General features: G+C 51.4%; 19 protein-coding genes. 14 read left to right on the plus strand and 5 right to left on the minus strand.

Annotated features, from left to right (window positions below; all coding sequences use genetic code 11):
• The 14 genes from F4Y64_10490 to F4Y64_10555 form a co-directional block, all read left to right on the plus strand.
• Positions 1–1004 (plus strand): DUF4397 domain-containing protein (locus F4Y64_10490; GenBank protein ID MXX98025.1); only part of this gene is annotated, 1004 nt, incomplete at its 5' end.
• 376 nt (positions 1005–1380) lie between these two features.
• Positions 1381–1704 (plus strand): hypothetical protein, encoded by a 324-nt coding sequence (locus tag F4Y64_10495; protein ID MXX98026.1) that lies wholly within the window; start codon positions 1381–1383, stop codon positions 1702–1704.
• A complete protein-coding gene (locus F4Y64_10500; protein ID MXX98027.1) occupies positions 1704–2033 on the plus strand; it encodes a hypothetical protein in 330 nt (109 codons plus the stop codon). The genes F4Y64_10495 and F4Y64_10500 overlap by 1 nt, the downstream gene beginning before the upstream one ends.
• Positions 2033–4456 carry a hypothetical protein gene (locus F4Y64_10505; protein MXX98028.1) on the plus strand — a complete coding sequence of 808 codons (2424 nt, stop codon included), beginning with the start codon at positions 2033–2035 and terminating at the stop codon, positions 4454–4456. Before F4Y64_10500 ends, F4Y64_10505 begins: the two co-directional genes overlap by 1 nt.
• Positions 4453–5196 carry a hypothetical protein gene (locus F4Y64_10510; protein MXX98029.1) on the plus strand — a complete coding sequence of 248 codons (744 nt, stop codon included), beginning with the start codon at positions 4453–4455 and terminating at the stop codon, positions 5194–5196. Before F4Y64_10505 ends, F4Y64_10510 begins: the two co-directional genes overlap by 4 nt.
• 51 nt (positions 5197–5247) lie before the next feature.
• The gene (locus tag F4Y64_10515; protein ID MXX98030.1) at positions 5248–6156 is read left to right on the plus strand and encodes a hypothetical protein; all 909 of its coding nucleotides are present in this window, start codon (positions 5248–5250) and stop codon (positions 6154–6156) included.
• A 2-nt stretch (positions 6157–6158) separates the two neighbouring features.
• Complete coding sequence (locus F4Y64_10520; protein ID MXX98031.1) at positions 6159–6821, plus strand: type IV secretion system protein; 663 nt, start codon at positions 6159–6161, stop codon at positions 6819–6821.
• Between the two features lie 478 nt (positions 6822–7299).
• On the plus strand, positions 7300–8298 hold the full coding sequence (locus tag F4Y64_10525) for a relaxase/mobilization nuclease domain-containing protein (GenBank protein ID MXX98032.1): 999 nt from the start codon (positions 7300–7302) through the stop codon (positions 8296–8298).
• Positions 8264–8632, plus strand: coding sequence for a hypothetical protein (locus tag F4Y64_10530; protein MXX98033.1), 369 nt, complete (start codon positions 8264–8266; stop codon positions 8630–8632). The genes F4Y64_10525 and F4Y64_10530 overlap by 35 nt, the downstream gene beginning before the upstream one ends.
• 82 nt (positions 8633–8714) lie before the next feature.
• Positions 8715–9599 carry a hypothetical protein gene (locus F4Y64_10535; GenBank protein ID MXX98034.1) on the plus strand — a complete coding sequence of 295 codons (885 nt, stop codon included), beginning with the start codon at positions 8715–8717 and terminating at the stop codon, positions 9597–9599.
• Positions 9596–10552, plus strand: coding sequence for a TrbI/VirB10 family protein (locus F4Y64_10540; GenBank protein ID MXX98035.1), 957 nt, complete (start codon positions 9596–9598; stop codon positions 10550–10552). Before F4Y64_10535 ends, F4Y64_10540 begins: the two co-directional genes overlap by 4 nt.
• A complete protein-coding gene (locus F4Y64_10545) occupies positions 10545–12356 on the plus strand; it encodes a type IV secretory system conjugative DNA transfer family protein (protein MXX98036.1) in 1812 nt (603 codons plus the stop codon). The genes F4Y64_10540 and F4Y64_10545 overlap by 8 nt, the downstream gene beginning before the upstream one ends.
• A 332-nt stretch (positions 12357–12688) precedes the next feature.
• Positions 12689–13693, plus strand: coding sequence for a serine protease (locus F4Y64_10550; GenBank protein MXX98037.1), 1005 nt, complete (start codon positions 12689–12691; stop codon positions 13691–13693).
• Positions 13693–13968 carry a hypothetical protein gene (locus F4Y64_10555; protein MXX98038.1) on the plus strand — a complete coding sequence of 92 codons (276 nt, stop codon included), beginning with the start codon at positions 13693–13695 and terminating at the stop codon, positions 13966–13968. The genes F4Y64_10550 and F4Y64_10555 overlap by 1 nt, the downstream gene beginning before the upstream one ends.
• Before the next feature lie 5 nt (positions 13969–13973).
• Here the strand turns inward: F4Y64_10555 and F4Y64_10560 are convergent, their stop codons facing one another.
• The 5 genes from F4Y64_10560 to F4Y64_10580 all read right to left on the minus strand — a co-directional run bounded on the left by F4Y64_10560 (position 13974) and on the right by F4Y64_10580 (position 18632).
• Positions 13974–14921 carry a DEAD/DEAH box helicase gene (locus tag F4Y64_10560; protein ID MXX98039.1) on the minus strand — a complete coding sequence of 316 codons (948 nt, stop codon included), beginning with the start codon at positions 14919–14921 and terminating at the stop codon, positions 13974–13976.
• Positions 14902–15468, minus strand: a complete 567-nt coding sequence (traF, locus tag F4Y64_10565) for a conjugative transfer signal peptidase TraF (GenBank protein ID MXX98040.1) — start codon at positions 15466–15468, stop codon at positions 14902–14904. Before traF ends, F4Y64_10560 begins: the two co-directional genes overlap by 20 nt.
• Positions 15469–16194, minus strand: coding sequence for a response regulator transcription factor (locus F4Y64_10570; GenBank protein ID MXX98041.1), 726 nt, complete (start codon positions 16192–16194; stop codon positions 15469–15471). It abuts the gene before it with no gap.
• Complete coding sequence (locus F4Y64_10575) at positions 16191–16847, minus strand: HAMP domain-containing histidine kinase (protein ID MXX98042.1); 657 nt, start codon at positions 16845–16847, stop codon at positions 16191–16193. The genes F4Y64_10570 and F4Y64_10575 overlap by 4 nt, the downstream gene beginning before the upstream one ends.
• Positions 16848–17504: 657 nt before the next feature.
• Positions 17505–18632, minus strand: a complete 1128-nt coding sequence (locus F4Y64_10580; GenBank protein MXX98043.1) for a galactose mutarotase — start codon at positions 18630–18632, stop codon at positions 17505–17507.
• Between the last annotated feature and the right edge of the window lie 105 nt (positions 18633–18737).

The raw sequence follows: 18737 nt of genomic DNA on the forward strand, positions 1-18737 counted from the left end.
GAACGTGTGCGATCCTGGGGGTTGCCGCGAATGGGCTTGAGAATCCGATTCACCGGGATGAAATCACAGGTGGGTCGGCCGAAGTCCAGTTCATTCACAACGCGGTGATTCCGGTTCCGGTGGATGTATCTCTGGATGGTGCGCCGCTTGTTTCTGGATTGACCTTCCAGAATGCGACCGGGTACACGATGGTTAGTGCAGGATCGCATGAGGTCCGGTTCCAGCCGTTGGGTGTTCCTGCCGAGCAGGGAATTACTGTTGAACTGCCGACGTTACAGGCCGATAAGAGTTATGCGGTCATCGCTCATGGCACGCTTGTCAGTAATGCTGTGAAGACGATTGAAACCAGAAAGACATCCACTGCCAGCAATATGGTGGAGGCGATTCTGGTCCATGGCTCCGGGGATGCACCGGCGGTGAATGTCAATTTGCTGGATCCCTACAGCAATAACGACTTGGAGCGGATCGTCGCTAGGCAGCTTGCGTTTGACGGGACCACGAAGTATCTCCAGTTTGATCCAGACTTTGTCAATCTCCAAGTGACCGGAGCGGACAACATGGAGATTGCGGTGTTCCAGTTGGATCTGTCAGGACGCCAGGGCGAGGCTGTGATCTTGAACCTGTCGAATTTGGCGGCTGCACTGGAGGTCTACGGTGTAGATGTGAATGGCGATCGGGTTTCGAGCTTTGTCGTGACCGATGTCATCGACACGGAAGAACTTCCGACGGAGTTCACGCTGCACGGAAACTATCCGAACCCGTTCAATCCGTCGACCCGGATCCAGTTTGACCTGCCGGAGACGGCACAGGTGAGTCTGCAGATTGTGGACATGCTGGGTCGGGAAGTGATGACACTGCCGGCGAAGGAATTTGAAGCAGGAGCAAACCGGAGCATTGAGCTCAACGCGGTGAATCTTGCCTCAGGGACCTACCTGTACCGGATGATTGCAACTGGTGCAGAGAGCAGGTATGTGAAGACAGGTCGCATGACACTGGTGAAGTAAGGCAGACTGAGTAGCTTAGCTACTCGAGCTTCAACAAGGCGCCCCGGTACTGAAAAGTATCGGGGCGCTTTTGGTTTAGGGGAGTTTTCCGAGGGTATCACTGGGATTAATCTCTGTCAGTACAGCCCTTCGCGAGCTTTGGAAAAGGGCAGATTGTTCCGTATCATTTGGTCAGCCGGAAAGATCGGGTGGGAACAGAACAAATCACATTGTGTGTGCCTAATCTTCAGGGGCTTCCATTAATTAGATCTACGCCAGAAGCTCACGAGTCAGGAGATTTTAACCCCACCTTACATTTTTCTCAAACTGTAACAGAGAGTGCGCTTCTAAATGCCGCAGTTGCGTGTACCACAGGAAAACATCCATCTACACGCAAATGCTACTTCATCGAATACGATTCCTGTCCTCTGCAGTTGTGATCGGGTCTGTCATGGTCCTGCTTCCCGTCCTTGCCGATGCCAGCGGTGTCGGAGGTGTCAGGGTTGCAACCTCCACTGTATCCAAGATCGTTGGGTTGCTCACTGGTGACTTGGCCACGGCTGCGTTCCTCTTGATCATTGTTCTGGGCGGTCTCGCCTGGTGGGTAACCCGCTCCAGCCGTGCCGGCGAAATCCTCGGCCGGACCGTGATGGGGGCCGTAATCATCTTTGGAGCCGTCCAGATCAGTGAGTTCTTTTCCTTCCAGGGCGCTGTCATCTAATGGAGAACATCCGTGACGCATTAGAGACGGCCCCCGTGCATACATCCCTCCAGCGTCGCCCCACCATGGGTGGATTACCACAGGATGCATTCCTGTTATTGGCGCTGATCATGATCACGATGGGGATTGCTTCACGCCTGGACCCAAAAGTCCTGGCGGGATGCGGCTTGGCATATTTTGCCCTGCTGCCGCTGCTTCGGAGGGTATTCGAAAAAGACCCATTCTTCATGGTTGTGCTGCCGCGGGCTCTGAGATATACCCCACGCTATCTGAGGCAGGAAAAAGAGGTCACGCGTCACTGGCGTGATCGTTTAGCACGAACGCGTTGATGGATCCACTGACATTTGGAATCGGCACAGCCACGGGTGCCGGGACAATTTGGGCGATCAATCGGCTACAGCACCTGAAAAGACCAGCCGAGGGACTTGGGGACCTTTTGGGCTGGGCATTCCTGATCGACGAAGGGGTCATCCTAATGAAAGACGGATCGTTTGTGAGCGGATTTGAACTTGATCCTCCCGATCTGGAAACGACCAGTGCAGCAGAAGCAAACAGCGTAACTGATACCGTTCATGATATGCTGATGCTGCCGGGAGAAGGATATGGGATTGAAGTCAATGTGCATCGTAGACATAGTACCGAGTATCCGATCCGGGGGAATCATGACTTCCCCACCGCCTCCCTGCAAGCCATGGAGAATGAAAGGCAAAGGCAATATCAGGAGACCGGAAGTCACTATAGCCTCAGGCGTACCGTCCTTTTTACCTACACCCCACCCCGCGAGCTTTGGTCACGATGGGAAATCCCTATGATTCAAGGAGCTCAAAAGGAATTTGACTATGCACAGACCCTGTCTGGATTCAACCGCACCTTAAGTGAAGTTCGGGCACTGCTGGCCGGGCGGTTTCAAGTGACTCAACTAAGCAGCAGTACCCTCTTAACCGAATGTCACTGTGCACTCACCGGTCAGAATGAGCAAGTGGCCTCTCTTCCGAACAGTTATCTCAGTCACACGCTTGCCTCTGATGATTTTCAGACGGGATTTTACCCGGTAATCGGAGGGCAGCATCTTTTTGTGGTTACGATTGCCTCACTCGGAATTCAGACTCAGGTCGGGGACGGGGCATTCTTTCATCATACTGAGGGCGAGGGTCGCTGGCACATGCGATTCATCGGCATAGATCGGCATACAGCCGGGCGTCGCATCAAGCGACTGCAAACCAGCTGGTTCCATCAACGACGGGGATTGCGAAAACTGATCGCGCCCGAGGAAGATGGGTTTGAAGATCAGGATGCCGTGGCCATGCAACACGAAACTGCCTCCGCATATGCAGAATCTGCCAGTGGCCGTGTCCGGTTTGGATACTTCACGAACACCTTCATCCTGCGTGACCCGCAGATGCAACGTGGCCTGACACGCAGTCAGACGCTTTTACAGGCTTTACGGGACCAGGGATATACGTGCGCTTTGGAATCAATCAACGCAACTGATGCCTTCATTGGATCGCTTCCCGGCCATGGTTATGCCAATCTCCGTCGTCCCCTTTTATCCAGTCGCAATATTGCACATTTATTCCCGGTCTCCGCACCGTGGAAAGGAAGTTCAACCTGCCCCAATCCCATGTTCCCGGATGGTAGCCCAGCACTGGCCTGTGCGCGAACGCCGGGCAGCATACCATTTATGGTGAATCTGTACCAAGGAGATGTAGGGCACACGCTCGTCATTGGAGCAACTGGTGCTGGCAAGAGTGTGCTCGTTGGATGGCTGGCACTCAATTTTTTACGTTATCCAAAGAGCAGTGTCCATGTCTTTGATATAGGACGATCTCATCAGATCCCCTGCATGGCTGCAGATGGGACTCACTTTTCATTTGGAACTACAAATCCATTGCAGCCCCTTCGCCATATTCACGAAGAAGGCGAGAGGTTATGGGCATTAACCTGGCTGGAGACAATCTATGACCTTGCAAACGAGTTGCCAAATGCAGATGGGCGCTTAGCACTTGCAGATACACTCAATCTCCTTTGTCAATCGCCACCAGAACATCGAACCCTGTCCGCATTTCATCTTCTGTCGCCGCAGCCGTTGCAAAGCACGATAGTGCGGTATACTGCAGACAGACCCTATGGTCGACTCTTTGATGGGGATAAAGGAGCGGAAGCGTCCGCACGTATGCAGGTCTATGAACTGGGTCCAGTACTGGACCAGGGGGATGCCGTTGTGGTTCCCCTGCTTCTGGCACTGTTTCGATCCATTGAGCGCACATTGGACGGGTCCCCAACACTGATTGTGATTGAGGAGGCCTGGGCAGCTCTTTTACGGTCCCGTTTTGCAGAGCGAATCAAGGCCTGGCTTCTGACACTCAGAAAACATAACGCAGCCGTCCTTCTGGTCGCCCATTCACCGTCTCAGATTGCTGCCCTCCCGAATGCAGCCCTGATTACGGAGTCATGCCCAACTAAAATTATTCTCCCCAACCCAGAGGCACGGACCGGAGAAGGGGCAGCTATGTACCGGGCATTGGATCTAAGCCCACGTGCAATCCACATGGTTTCCTCCGCAAAACCAAAGCGAGAGTATTTCTATAAGAGTCCAGCGGGAAGCCGGCTCTTTGAACTGAATCTTGGGGCGATCGCACGCACATTGCTGATGCCGCTACCCGGCATGAGCGCGGAAGACTCCCGTGCCCACATTCAGGAAGCCATTCACGATCACGGACACGATTTCTTTCACCATATCAAGTACTCATGAAACGCTTACTGTTATTGATCCTGCTGATTGGGAATGCGACCGGAAGCCGGGCGCAACTCCCTGTCGTTGATGTAGCCGTCCTAGCAGAAACCATCGCAACCGTTGCCGAGCTTCGCCAACAGGTAGACTTGCTCTTAAAAGAGGTCGCACTGTCCACAGAAATCAAACAGAACACCAAAGTACACTTGCACAGGTACGAGCGCGCTCTGTCGAAACGCGGCCTCATTCCGATGGAGGGACTCGGGACGTATGTTCGGAAGATCCGACAGGCACATGAGACGGCTCATGGCATGACCTGGGAGAACCCGGAAAAATTTCGGAGGACCTTTCTGATGTATCAGAATCCGCCGGATCCGTTGGCAGCCCAAAAGGCTGCGCATGAGCAAACGATGTCGACACTCCATGGGACGCTAGCATCTCTACAGGTTCATAATCACTCTGTCGATCAAGCACACGAAGAGCTGGAGCGCCTGAAACAGGAAATCATTCATGCCAAGGAGCCCCAAGAGATGCGTGATGTACAGGCAAACCTTCAGGTTGTACATGCCCGCGAACTATTGCTCACCCGACAGGCATTTATGACACTGGTGAATCTGGAGGCGGTCCGCGCTGCTGAAGCGGTCAGTCAAAAAGCACAGGAACGCATGCGCTATGATGCGTTCGTGGGAAGTGCTGAATGGTTGGGAGATCCTACCCGTTATGATGTGAAGCGCTTCTTGAAAATGCCCGAAACTCCATAACAGGCACCGAAATACCCCAGTACGGGCCCCCTACCCCAGTGATCCAACTGCATGCAAGCACAACAAGCCATACAGAACTGTGCACCCACGATGTTTTTCGATTGTGCACAGGAAGTTTTTCGACTGACCACAGAGGCTTGGCTGACCCGTGCGCTGGATGCAGCACAGACACTCTTTCTCAGTTTGGCACTCCTGGAGATTGTGGTAACCGGCTATATGGTTTGGGCCGGGCGTGGAAAACAGGGGGGAGATCTCATCAGCCAGTTTGCGCTCAAGATTGGCCTATTGGCCTTCGTACTCGGGCTCTTATCCACCTACCACAGATGGTTGCCCATGATCGCACAGGGGTTCGGGGAAACCGCAGTCTATATCGGTGGCAGCGATGTCTCGCACCTATCCCCTACCCATCTCTTAAATGTTGGACTAAGCATGTTGCTCAGTGTTATGCAATCCGTAGGGTTGACCTCTGATCTTGTGACCTCTCTGGCCGTGATTCCGGCACTTATCATGCTGCTGTGCTTTGTTGCACTTGCAGCACATCTACTTGTGACGATGATTGAGAGCTATGTGGTTGTCACGGGTGGACTCTTCTTTGTCGGTTTTATGGCATTTCGCGGAACGGCTCCTCTCGGCGAAGGATACCTGAAGTATGTGGTCTATATCGGAGTCAAGCTGTTTTTCATTATCCTAATCGCGGGGATTGCCGCCTCAATCGGGGATGATATGGTGGCACTCCTGCAGTCATATGATAATCTGTGGCTGACGGCTTTCGAGCAGCTGTTCTCCCAAAATCCTGGCGGTGTTGTGGGCGCGGTGTCTTCCCGGCTGGGGTTTCTATGGTCTATGACGGCAGTGGCTATCTTGTTGGCTGGCTTGGGGCTTCATATGCCTGGACGGATTGCAACACAGTTGAGTAATGGCCTGACGATCAATTTCAAGCGTGCACTGGGGAACCTGTAATCATGGTGAAGGAAGGCCACCCGTATCTGGAGGGGAGATATGCATTCGAGCGGCTCTTTGGCGATCTCGCCCGAGGCAGACGCTCCTGGCAGTCCGTAGCCTTTCTTGCACTGCTGCTGAATCTCGTACTCACTGCGGGATATATCCATTTGGCTTCACAGCAGAAGGTGGTCCCGTATGTGGTGGAACTGGATGCTCTGGGTGAGATGCGCGCAGTGGGCGAACTATCGGTGCGCGATGTGCCAGAGCGAGCAATCACCTCCACGCTGCGCAGATTTGTACATAACCTGCGAACGGTTCCTACCGATGCCCGTCTGTTGAATGTACGCCTACAGGATGCACGTACGCATGTGCATGGCCGCGCTGCAAAGACACTGGTAACGGACCTAGATCGTGATCGGGAAAACCTGGAACGTATGCTTGAGCGTGGGGACACCCGTTATGTGACCGAAATCACCAGCGTCCTAAAGGTACCCGGCGAAGGGATCTTGTACCGGGTATCCTGGCGAGAACTCCTCCGGGTTGGGCATGAGGAGCGCGTATCGGCATACGAAGGGCATTTTCAGGTTCGAGTTAAATCTCCAGAAGATGAAGAAACGCTGGACAATAATCCACTTGGCATCTACATCATGGACTACGCACTGACAGAAGTGAGCACGCTCTAGTTGAGACAAGCTGAGGGCGGTAGGCTTTTGCAAGATAGCGAAAGTGACCTACAAGATGTGTCTTCCATCAACTCCCCCCTCTCCGTCTGCTTTGTTCAAAGAGTAACATTTTAATGGCTTGGTTTGCCATCCTTGTGCGTACGTACAAGAAACTATCCAACCCCCGGTCGTGGACAAAAAAGAGCCAGCAATTAAGGTTACTGTTAGTACTCGTCTAACACTACAACAGAGGCAGGTGCTAGAGCGCCGGGCACAAAGTATGGGTATGAATTTATCGGCTTTCTTACGGGGTTTCATTACGAACTCCAAACGAACTGTCGAAGAGATCCTGGCCCGCGAATGGGTATCGGTTGCACTCCAGCTTCGAAAATTGCAATCCGGTGATAGTGACGACACAGAATTCCAAAGGATTCTGGAACAGCTGAAACAACTCATTCAGCGTACAACTTCGGGGCGGGACACAGATTAGGATATTTCGATGATTTGTGCGAGTCGACTATCACAAAACTTTCATGCGGTTGCCCGCTATCTGGAGTCACCTAAATCCCATCGCGAGGATCGTGTCCGGGTTGCATGGATTGAAGGGCGTAATGTGATCTCTGATGAAAATCTTCAGGCCGCCGCCCGAGAAATGAATCTGATTGCAACAGCAGACCCCCGTGTCAGACGCCCGGTTCTGCACATGTCCATCTCCTGGGCACCGGATGATGATCCGACCAGAAGTCAAATGGCGGAAGTGTCCGACCGGGTACTTGCAAAGCTCAACCTTCAGGAGCATCAGGCTATGCTTGTTGCGCATGGGGATGAACACTATGCGCATGTGCATGCGATAGCGAATCGTGTTCACCCAATCACTCGGCGGACTCGCACGTTGGGTTTCTTTTACAGGGACATAGAGGAAACACTGCGAAAAGTGGAGCGAGAAATGAACTTCCGCGAAACTCCAGGGCATCGTTATCAACTTCCAGGACAAGTTCCCCCGGATCGGCGTGAATCGCTTTCCAAACATGCTCACAAAGCGACCCAGTCAAGAGGAGAGGTGCCGTTTCAGGTGCTCGTGCGTGATGCTGCAGAGACAGACTTTGATGCAGCGAGCAGTTGGGAGAATTTACACGCACGGCTTGATCAACACGGACTCCGGCTATTACCCAGAGGAAGCGGCCTGGTGGTAACCGATGGTCATGAATACGCAAAATGCAGCAGCGTTGCCAAGAACGCCTCTCTACGTAAACTGGAAGCACGCTTTGGTGAATCCTGGCGCAGCGCCGAGGATATCTCGCTAGGTCAACAGGTCCAGAAACTCAAGCGAGTGAAGATTACGGACCTAACCGCAATCGGTAGACAATCTATCGCCCGTGAATTCATACAGTTGGACAAGAAAGCACCTGGACTCAAGGCCAAACTAGGCCAAGCAATCTACCAGTCATTGAAAGTGCTGGCAAATGACGAAAGACAACGAGGGGATCTTGGACTCTAAACCCCGTAGTCTCCGAGACCGAGCACAGAAAGTCTCAACGGATCATATCCGCAAGGAGTTGGCACCGGTTCTTGAGGCACTCAAAGGAAATCAAATGGACCTGCAAACCTGTGTCCGTCAAATGAAGATGCTTCTGCATGTCCAACAGGAGCCTTGGAAAAAAGCGGGGACGATGTTGTGGGGGATTGTTCTGGGCGTGCTCCTGTTTGCACTGCTACAGCCCAGAGTTCAGTACACCCATGATGCATGTGCACTGGGAAATAAGATCATGGCAGCCTCGTCGACATTGTCCGACTCCGAACTTGCCCTGATCGAAAGAATCGCCAGCGAGTGATCTTGCCTACCTCGTAGCAATCGATCCGGGGCATCTGGTGTACAGCTACGTATGACCTCATCATCTTACAAAGGCGAATAACGTGCAGCAGAGTACATTCCTTGCAGTTTTCCTGTTCATCAGCAGCTCGGCTCAGGCGCAGCAGCCAGCTCCAGAGCGTATCGTAAATATATCTGGGCCCGTTCAGCCAGCCATCGATCAACAGATCTCCAGTTTCAATACTGGAGGACGGGCAGATGTGCTCCGGCAGTCCGATGTGTTGATTTATCCGTATGGGATCTATCAGCCCGTCCTAACCTGTACAGTGCTCCGCGCATGCATTGTCGAACTTCAAGCGGGAGAGACCCTGATCAGTCTGATTGCCGGAGATGACCAGCGGTGGTTGATTGATCATACTGCTACGGGGGCGGGAGCAGAAACGGCAATCGTCTCGGTCAAGCCAATTGACCACAATATCACGACGAACCTCATTATTTCCACGGATCGCCGGGTGTACCATATCACCCTTGACAGCCCACCATATACCACGAATAGGAACGAGTATAATCCCCAACATCAATACACGCGGCACATCCGATTTTACTATCCTGCTGAACCCAAATTCGCATCTATGCCTGTACGCGAGCGGGCAAATCCGCCCAATGGCCTTTCACTGAAGAAATTGAATCACCACTACACTTGGCGGGCAGAAAAAGGATTCCCATGGGTTCCCTCGGCAGTATTTGATGATGGCGAGCGCGTTTATATACGGATTCCATCCCATGCCTACTCAGAAGATCAGCCGCTCCTAAGCATTGGAACACGTGGCAATGAGCGCGTCGCTGATTATGTCGTACGTGATGGGTATTTCATTGTGGATGGACTTTTTGAGCAGGCACGGCTGATTACTGGCGGGATTGCACGCAAGGGCCTCTTCCGAAGGAAACGGCATACGCAGCGCGCCCTGCACCTCTACAGAGAAAAATGATCGGTAACCTGAACGAATCTGAAAATGAAGGAGCCGAATTTGTTGATCCGGTTTCTGTTACACGATTATCTAAACGAAATATCCTAGCCCTAGCGCTGAGTCTGGCAGGAGTATTACTTGTATTGTTTTTCAGTAGCCGCCGTCAACCAGCAGAATCCAACACCGAGTACGAGTTGGCCCCAGCACCCGCCGTAGATGTACTCACATTGGCACCAGTCGAACCGCGTACTCCGATACCCAGCCCCTGGGAGCCCTCCACATCAACACGCCCGGAGCGCTCAGACGAGCGAAAATCCACCTATGATCAGGCGCGCCAGTCCCGTGGAGTTCTACATGTTTCGAGTATAGTGAATCCAGACAGTACCCAAGAGCCTTCCATCGTCACAGAAGAAGAGGAAAACCTGATCCTTCTGGAAGGTAGCGTGATAACCGCCGCTCTTGAAACAGGCATACATACGGGCCGACCCGGCCCGGTTCGTGCACGAGTTGTGCGGCCAGTCCGGGACTCCAAACGGCTGGAGCAGGTGCTGATTCCAGCCGGCACACAACTCATCGGTGCAATGGAAGGAACGCTTGCAGGAGAAGAGCCACGGGCGCTCATTGTATGGAATCGAATGGTCTTCCCGAATGGAGAGGCCAGAGACTTGCCGGGGCTTCCTGCACTTGACCAAAGTGGTGAGGGAGGGTTACAGGACAAGGTAAAACGTCATCGAGCCCAACGGTTTGGTAGTGCAGCGATGTTAGCACTGATCGGGAGTGCCACCTCTATCGCCACCGCCACAACGGCTGGCAGTCTGGTGGGCGGCTCGCTGGCATTGGAATTGTCTCGCACCGCATCCGGTCAACTGGATCGTGGCAGCCGTCGGCAGCCGACACTCATCCTCCGTCCAGGGTATCAGTTTCTGGTGTACGTGTCCAGAGATATGGCATTTTCGGGACCGTACGTTGAATAGGACCGCACAGGAACGACTCTACGGCTGGACTGCTCCTCGCTCTCTGGGGATTCGAAGTGTGTTCACGCTCCTGGTTCTCTTTCCTCTTGTGAGTTGCCAGGTTGCACTTACTGTCATGACACTCATTTGGGGACCACCTGCTGCCGCCCCTCTCCTTCCCTATGAGCTTACACGGGTGATCCTTTTGAGTGCGGCAGCAGTGACAGCGCCATGGCTGCTCAAACCCTCAATGCGCGCGCCCCTCTTTCCGCTCATTGCCGCACTCTGTCTGATGAGTATCGTGCCATTATTTAGCCCCCATCATGTATTCCTGGCAATTGTGAATGCTCTAGGTAGACCAGAATTGATGGGAGTTGTCATCGGAGCACTTGGGGTCGGCGGGTTGATGGGAATGCTCGTAGTCCGGGGAATCATGACACGGACGGCTGAGCAGCTTTCATTAGCCAAAGGCTCCACGCAGTGGGGAAATGCACATGCATTGAAAAAACCTACCAAAGGGCTGCTTCTCGGAAAGAAGGGAGTAGACTATCTGCGATATGATGGAGATGGACATCTGCTTACGGTGGCAGCAACACGCAGCGGAAAAGGAGTCGGAACTGTCATACCCAACCTTCTGAATTACGAAGGCAGCATGCTGGTCACGGATCCAAAGGGAGAAAACTATGCAGTAACCGCCGCTTGGCGGCGGGATTGTCTGGGACAGAAAATCGTGGCATTGGATCCCTTCGGGCTTGTCGAAACGTGTAATACCAAAGTGGCATCACTGAACCCGATGGATTTTATTGACCTTGATGGAGAAGATTATGTGGAAACGGCAATGATGCTTGCTGATATGATGATCGGCCGGGGCCGTCAGACCGAAGAATCTCACTGGAGAATGGAAGCAAAAGGGTTACTGCTGAGCTTCATTCTTTATGTGGCAGAAAGGGACGAATTCAAAGATGAACGGCATCTGATCAAAGTACGCAGTCTTTTGACACAGGACAGTGAGGAGATGGATCAGACATTGAGGACAATGAAGGAAAGTGACCTGCCCCAGGTGAAGGAAGGGGCCTGCCGGATCGAGCAGAAGGCCGATCGTGAGCGTAGCGGTGTCTTTTCCACCGCGCAAAGCCATACCCATTTCTTGAGCAGCCCCCGAATGCAGCATGTACTTACGAGTACGAGCTGCGACCTGGAAGATTTGCGGCGTGGAAAAATGACGGGATATATCATTCTCCCCCGGGAATATCTGAGTACATTTGCTCCGTGGCTCCGCCTTATGATTAGCAGTTGTTACTATGCGTGCACCCACGGTGCTACAAAAAAATCTCGTCCAGAGCAGCGGGTGGTCTTTCTCCTGGACGAATTTGCCAACCTCGGATATATGCGGAATATCAAGGAGGCCGTGTCCTTGGGAGGTGGTTACGGCCTGACGATGTGGCTGATCCTACAGGATCTGGCACAACTCAGGCGGGAGTATCACAGTGAATGGGAAAGCTTTTTGGCCAACTGTGACGTAATTCAAGCATTTGCGATTCAGGATCCATTCACAAGCCAGAAGATTGCGCAGCTTCTTGGAGAAATGTCGATCTGGCAGCGTAGGCTGAATAAGGGAGACAAGCATCAATTCGGGCGGATGCGAGCGGGCTATGAGGAGGGGAGTCGCCCGTTGTTGAAACCTGATGAACTGCGAAGACTCCACCCTGCCCGCCAACTGCTATTTGTACGTCCGTACCAGCCCGTAGCGGCAGATAAGTTCGTCTACTACAAAGATCCATTGACCGCATCCCGTGCACAGCCAAATCCGTTTATTGGTCAATAACTCACATTCCATGTGCTTGCCAAAGAGATAATTCCTGTCAACGGCCGCGGAACTTCTTGGCCTCCCCTTGCGCGAATTGAGTTGAGTATGGGTGGGGTCGTTATGGTGGAGTAGCCTGAAATTCAGGACCCCTTCTGTAGCGTTGACCCAAGTGAGCAATTGCTCAATAAACAGACAATTGAAATTATCCTTATTTCATGGAACAATTACATGATTATTGGGTACTTGGCTTTGGGTACATAAACTTATTATTTATAACGAGGGACAGCCCGCTACCGAGGCTCAAGTGAGCCATGTTTTAGCAATATAGAAGTTAAAAAGTAGAGATTCTTATGGGACATTTAGAGCGTACAAAAATCTATCATAGCATTGAAAAAGACCGGAAAACCAAGGTATTGTCATTTATAACAAGCGACCGCCAAGGTATGGAGACTCAGATTGCTCCAGATTGTATAGATCCATTCGTTGATCTCCTCGAAAAGATAGGACCTACTGATCGTATATCCTTGATTCTTCATACCAATGGAGGACATACACTTGTGGCATGGCGTCTGGTGAACCTTGTACGTATGTTTTGCGAAGAGCTTGAAGTCCTAATCCCATTAAAAGCCCTTAGTGCTGGCACACTTATTTCTATCGGTGCGGACCGGGTGGTCATGACAAAGCAGGCAGCCTTGGGCCCTATTGATCCAAGCGTAAACAATGCTCTTAACCCACAGGCAGTTATCAATGGCCAACCCAAACAAGTACCAGTCAGCGTGGAAAGCGTTCGAGGCTATCTTGATGCCGCCCGCGACGAATTAAAAATCAAAGGAGAGCAGTCACTTACTTCGGTTCTCCTAGATTTGACGAGTCATATTCACCCTTTGGTTCTCGGCGAAATATTTAGATCACAAGCACAAATTCGATTCTTAGCCGAGAAATTGCTGTCACGGCAAATCGGTGATCAGAATAAAATAAAATCGATCATTGATTTTCTTTGTGCCGATTCGGGGAGTCACGACTATACGATTAATCGACGAGAAGCTGCCGAGCTGGGACTAAACATTGAGAAGCCGTCTGATACACTTTACAGGCAATTGAGAGAAATTCACTTGGACTACAATAAGGAACTTAAACTGCTTGAACCTTACAACGCACAAGCTCTTATAGCTGGTGTCAAACCGAATCACCCTACCCCGTATACTATTCCCCGCGCATTAGTGGAAGGAACAGTTGGTGATTGCTATGGTTTTGTATCGGAGGGGACCCTTATGCGTGTCCAAGTGCAAACGAACAGCGGATTACACGAGGGGGTTAAAGACGAACGAACGTTTGAAGGCTGGAGGAAATTGTAATGACTTTCAATAGCAATAATGCTGATGCCAGCTTCTATTACCATGAAGATGCAGCAGCAGACATCGCCCGGATGGATTCATCGGCAATGTATGGCAACCTTGCTGATGCAATGAAGAACGCTACGGTGTTATTTCCATCTCCTCAGATTATTCGGACAATTATGGTAAGCCCGCCCTCCCCCATGGATGGACAAGTAGATCCTGATCCTGCAAAGGGTCGTAGCGACGGGGAAACAAAAACTCCTGGCAATAAAAAATTGATCGCAGAGGGATGATGTGTTCAACCCATCTGCTGAACAGTAAATCCGCTTGAGGTCCGGCCTGTGACCTTTACGATCTGACGAACACGACGCGCCTTTCCAAAGCCAGAAATCACGACGACAATATTCACTGCACGAAGTACGAGATGCCTCTGATCAATGCCGCGTGCCCCCTCACGAGCAAGATCACTTAAGCGCTCCAAAGCCTTATCGGCATCTTCGCCGTGAATTGTAGCACATCCGCCAGGATGACCAGTGATCCATGCATCCAATAGGTCTTTCGCTGATCTATCGCGTACTTCACCAACAATAATCCGATTGGGGGTGACACGCAGACTGAATTTTACCAGCTCCGTCATCCCAATCTGGGGCGTGGTCTGGAGTTGGAGTGAGTCAGTTGCCTGAACAGCGAGCTCAGATGTATCCTCAAGAATGACCAGTCGCTCCTCCGGGAAAGCATCAACAATGGCCTTCAAGATCGCATTGCAGAGTGTAGTTTTTCCGCTGCCGGTGGGACCGGCAATTAAAATGTTCTGGCGGGATTCGATGGCAGATATTAATACTGAATACTCATTTGGCGTTAGCATTGCACTCTTTACATAGTCGTGCAGTGTAGGAATTTGTCGGCATGGTTTCCGGATATTGAAGGCGGGGCCCGAGGTCAGCGGGGGGATAAATCCCTGGATCCTGCATTTCCCAAGATCGGTTTGCGAGACCGCGGCTGCTAAAGAAGGGTAATCACGATCAAAACGATTTAAAGTGATTGTGGAAATAGCGCGAAGGAAAGCCTCCGCGCTCTGGGGCAGTAGTGTTACAGAGGTAGCAATTCTTTGCCCGGAAGACATGATTGCGCGCACCAGCAGATCTGGATTGATGTAGACCTCTTCAATATTTGGGTCTTGGAGAAGTTTAAGGACCTGAGCACCGAGGTACTGACGGATCAAAGCACTAAGGCGTTCTGAATCCATGACCGGTCAAAACATAGTGCGGTGGAGACCCGCAGGGAACAGGGCCATAATATCTGCTGTCATAACTGAGCACACTGTGTGTGCTGAGCAGAAAGCATGTACCGGGGGACAGCACATGGATTCCTATGGCATTTGGCAGTCGCCTTCCTCTTCGGTCGTGTTGGTAAATGGGGATTTCAAAACCCCGATACCCCTTTACTTGGATATACCGGTCAGAAACCACCACGGTATCTCCCTGCAAGGCAATGACTGGCTTTCCGATTCGAGTCGAGCCACCAGGACAAGTGCCCTGGCGCAGGTATCCGCGCTGAACGGCAAATTGACTCAGCGTGTCGGGAAGACATGTACGGAGTACATCGCCACGTTCAAGACTTGCTACTTTCGTTATACGGTACAAGCCAAAGGGCAATGAAGCCGATGTATTAACAAAAAGAGGCAAGCTCATCCTGCCGATAGGTAAGGATTGAATCGCAACCACAATCAGGAAAAAACCACAGATTGCGAGAACACCTATAAACTGGAGCGTGGGCAGAATGCGGCACCGCATTCAATCCACAATCTTAAAATCTCCAAGTCGATATCCAACCCCCTGTACCTTGAGGATATGCCTGGGCTCAAGAGGATTTTCGTCCAGTTTGCATCGGAGCGCATACGCATGACGATCAATGGTCCGCGTCTGCAGGTCATGTGGGACCTTCAGGACCCAAACGTTGAATTCGGCTCTTGAAACCGCACGCCCGTTCCGAAATGCCAAGTGACGCAGAACTTTCCACTCCATCGGTGTCAAATGCACGGGCTGGCCATCTTTTTGCGCGGTACGGGTCTCAAAATTGCAGAGGGTACCGCCCACCTGGACCCGCCCGGGTTGATTTCCGCCGTAGCGCACACGCCGACAAATCGCTTTCGCCCGGGTCATTAACTCATGCGCATTAAAGGGTTTCCCCATGTAGTCATCTGCACCTGCTTCCAGGCCGCGTACGCGGTCCCCCACGGAATCGCTCCCTGAAACCATAATGACAGGGGTGTGACAGCCAAACTTCCGTACTCGCCGTACGAGTGTGATGCCATCCATACCCGGCATGGTTACATCCAGAATGGCCACATCAAGGGAGTCTTCGGATTGTATGAAGGTTGCGGCATCGTAACCATTGGCTGTGATGGTGACTTGTGCTCCTTCCTTCTCAAAGACCCGCTTGATTGCTCTGGCAGTCGCGTCATCGTCTTCAGCGATCAACACTTTGGAAAACGGCTCTGGGGCTGCTGTATAGATCATTTTGAGTCAAAAAAGATGTTTTGTGGAAGAATGATGCGGATGACCGTTCCAACCCCCACCGTACTGGCCACTTCAATCCGTCCACCATGTGCATGAACAATTTCCTGGGCAATCGAGAGCCCCATACCATTGCCGGGGACGGTGGAATCTCCTCGAAAATGAGGCTTGAAAATATGGGGCAGATATTTTGACGGGATCCCATATCCACGGTCTCGCACTCTGAGTTGCATTCCACTGGATTGCAGCTCTGCAGCGATCACAATTTGGGTAGGTTCGCTATAGTTGACTGCGTTATCAAGCAGATTAGTGAGTACGCGTCCCAGGGCAGGCCCATCTCCCCAAATGGAAGGCAACTCTGTTTTTGCGTGCAACCGAAATGTATAACCTGGATGCAGCTCCTGGTATATGGATGCTGTGTCTCTGAGTAAGGCTACGATATCTACTTCACTGCACCTTTCGGAAGCTGCATGATTTTCGAGCACACTACGTGCAATTTGAACGAGACGATCAATTTGATCTGCGATGACCGCGTGACAGGCGTGACGTTCAGGGTCATCTGGTTTCATCATGCGCAATCGGTCATTATAGAGTGCGATCGCGTTCAGAGGGGTTTTCATATCGTGAGACAAGCTTGCAAGGCGTAGTTGGGTCATGGATTTCAGTTAGCTTTGTATTCAGAGTGAAGGCCAGAGCTGTGAAGACGGACTCTTGCCATAAAGGATATAAATGGGGGTTGTGGTCTGGTTATAGGCAAAATGGAGTTCGAGATCCCACTTGCCGATCTGGATCGTCCAGATCTTGAGGATGTAGTAATGAAAAATCCTTGCATCTTTATGCATCGGGCAGCAAATGATGATTGATGAGATTGCAATCATTTTTTGTGCTTTACTCATAGGCTGATGCCGGAATGATTAGAGATATTTAGGTTATTTCTTTCTACACATATAATATATATAATTTATATCTAAATACCAACTAATTTGTAACACTACAGAAACGATTGGGGAATGGAATGTGGGGACAGGCTGAGGAAACATTGCCATATTCTGAGAACCGCATTCCGCAAAGCCTGGAATCCGCTGGTTCCCGTCCGTTGTGAGCGCCTTGCACACCAGAAGCGAACGCCCCCACAGCTGGAACAGATCCAGCTATGAAACCGCATACCCCTCGTGATCCAACCACTGCGTTCAATGAAGACGCATCCCTGTATTCAGACAGTGTAAGGAAGGCCTGTACAATAAACGAATGGCGTTGTTACCTGAATCCTCCCCCATCTCATCGGGGGTGCTCAAGGTCCCCCGATAGACTCCTTACTCCTCTACACGGAATGCAAACACGGTCTGTGTTTGATATACCTCCCCTGGTCGCAGAATCGAAGACGGAAAGTTTGGCTGATTCGGTGAATCCGGGTAATACTGAGTCTCCAGACAAAAACCCGACCTTCGCCCATACTGTACTCCATTCTTGCCCGTAATGCTTCCGTCCAGGAAATTCCCCGTATAAAATTGCATCCCCGGTTTGGTAGTATGAACTTCGAGAATACGGCCACTCTCGGATTCCAGCACAGTTGCAGCTAGTATCAGATCTCCCGATACGCGATCAAGTACAAAATTATGGTCATACCCTCCCCCATATAGCAACTGCTGATCATCGTCATCTATCTGCTCCCCAATCCTTTTTCCTCCTCGAAAATCAAACGCTGTTCCTTCCACAGAAAAAATTTCTCCGGTTGGAATCAGCGTTGAATCAACTGGTGTGTAGTGACTCGCAGCCAGTGTCAAATGGTGATCCGCTACCGACCCCTCTCCTGCTAAATTGAAATAAGCATGCTGCGTCAGATTGACGGGCGTGGCTTTATCGGTCGTTGCCTCGTAATCAACAATGAGCCTGTTGTCCTCTGTGAGTAGATACGTAACACGTACCTCAAGCGTACCTGGGTACCCCTCCTCTCCGTCAGTGCTGACATAGTTCAGGGATACACCCACCTGGTTCGTGTCTTCGATTATCTGTTCTACTTCCCAGTTCGCTTTGTCGAATCCTTTTACACCTCCGTGCAAATGGTTCGGACCATTGTTGCGAGCCAGAGTGTAGGTTTCCCCGTCCAGGGTAAAGGCACCCTCGGCAATACGATTGGCGTATCGGCCTACAATCGAGCCGAAATACGGGTTTGCTTCAAGATAGCCAGCCAGCGAGTCGTATCCCAGTACAATATCTTCTATTAAACCATCCCGATCGGGCGTTGCCAAGGAAACTAGGGTCGCCCCATACGTGATGATTGAAGCCTCAGCGCCCGCAGTATTCTGCAACCGGAAACGCTCGACCTCTTCCCCATCCGGCAGCGTGCCAAAGTGCGTTCGCTCTACCATTGGTACTGGTGATTCGGGAGTTTGACAGGAAACTACAACTGCCAAAATAGTGATGATGGGATAAGTACGCATATGCTATCAATTTTTTAACCAGCCGGGCAGAACCTCATTTTCCTCTATGGTCTCCATATCCTGAATGACATACCACCCTTCGTTTTGGGAATTATACGACAAACC

The organism is Rhodothermaceae bacterium (assembly GCA_009838195.1).
In the GTDB taxonomy this organism is placed as follows: Bacteria; Bacteroidota; Rhodothermia; order Rhodothermales; family Bin80; genus Bin80.